The organism is Porphyromonas sp. COT-290 OH3588, from assembly GCF_000769075.1.
Taxonomy (GTDB): domain Bacteria; phylum Bacteroidota; class Bacteroidia; order Bacteroidales; family Porphyromonadaceae; genus Porphyromonas.
Genome location: NZ_JRFC01000007.1, coordinates 1 through 1,547, shown reverse-complemented (window position 1 = coordinate 1,547; position 1,547 = coordinate 1). Strand labels below are relative to the sequence as shown.

Genomic DNA, 1,547 nt, shown 5'->3' with positions numbered 1-1,547 from the left:
TACTTGTAGGAAGCTCGGAGCTGGTTCGGTTGGTTTAGTTGCCATGTCGATACAATTAATTACATATTAAAGATAGTAATAATCAGAGATATATACAACGTTTCTAACCGAAAAGAGGCAAAATGACGTGCAATGGTCTCATTATAGAATAAATGATCTGGATGGAAAGGATCAGACTTGTATCTAGAGCGCTGCTCTAGGTGAAAACGATTGTACTTAACATAAGCCTCACAATTAAGCTGCTGCATCAGATGATAGTTTTCCTCTGAACCATAGCCTGCATCGAAACGATATAGAGTTGGCGTCCCGATAAATTATACAGACTGTGTTTCGTCTAACGCCATTTTCCGAAAGGGGGAAAGCATCGTGCTGCACCCTATACTGCGTGCGAATGCACCCAATAATAGGTGCTATTGCACCCAGTATAGGGTGCTTTGATGAGGTTTTGACCTTTCGGGGGATCTAGAATCAAAACAAAGAGAAAGAGCTGTGGAGTTCATCGCATCCTCTTTCATCCGCATAAACGTCGCATCTGGATCGGTCTTAGACATCGAATTGCGTGTGCCAATCCTCTCCAACTGGGCGTCATAACGAGCCAACCGAGCTCGATGTTCGTTGAGTTCTTTCACTTGCCTCTTACGCCTGCGTACTTCTGCCTTCTCTTCCTTACTCTTGGCCTCTGACTGCTTGATCTCTAGTGAGGCATTCAGCTCCTGAGCTATCTGACCTAGGAGTTCAGCAGAAAGCTCAACGGACTCCTCGGTAGCCTCTTGATCTTGGGCGATGACATCGTCCACCTGCTCAAGCAATACCTTAATCTTCTCTTCAAGCTTAGCCTTATTGCGCTCGACACTCTTGCGCCAGACGAAAGTGTATTTATTGGCTTTGGACTCGAGCTTAGTGCCATCTATGTAGGCCACATCCAAGCTTAATAAGCCACGATCACTCAGCAGTAGAACTAACTGTGTGAAGAGTCTATTGATTTCCGTCTTCATCCGATTGCGAAAGCGATTAATCGTGGCGAAATCAGGCTTTTCGTATCCAGCCAGCCAAATGTAGTGGATATCCCGACGCAAGGACTGCTCAATCTTGCGACAAGAATAGACATTGTTCATATAGGCGTAGAGAAGCACTTTGAGCAGCATGCGTGGATGATAGGCACTGCGACCACGAACCCGATAGAGCTTCTGCAGTGATTCTAAATTCAGTGTATCTACGACGCTATTGATCAAGCGTACAGGGTCGTTGGCATCAATATCTTGACCTAGTTAGTTCTGCTGGAAATAGCAGGATGGGGTCGGATATATAAGGACGAAAGTGTAACTTTGTACTCATTAAATATTTGATATTTGCTAAGTTAATCAAACTTAGCAAACAAACAAAGCCCTAGCTTGTGAAAGTTGGGGCTTTGTCCGTTCTTGAATACAAAAAGAAATGAGGCTGAGCCAAAATGCACATTCCTCCTTCCAGCGCAACAATGTTGATCTAAGTTAGTCCTAAAACTTGGCTTGGCGTTAGGTATCCTAGCCGTTTTCTGGGTCTTCGAT

Annotated in this window: 1 protein-coding gene; it reads right to left on the bottom strand. The window is 44.5% G+C overall.

Translation table 11 applies throughout. The features are described 5' to 3' along the window. Positions 1-410 precede the first annotated feature (410 nt). Positions 411-1,232 (bottom strand): transposase, encoded by an 822-nt coding sequence (locus HQ48_RS01050; RefSeq protein WP_052408908.1) that lies wholly within the window; start codon positions 1,230-1,232, stop codon positions 411-413. Between the last annotated feature and the right edge of the window lie 315 nt (positions 1,233-1,547).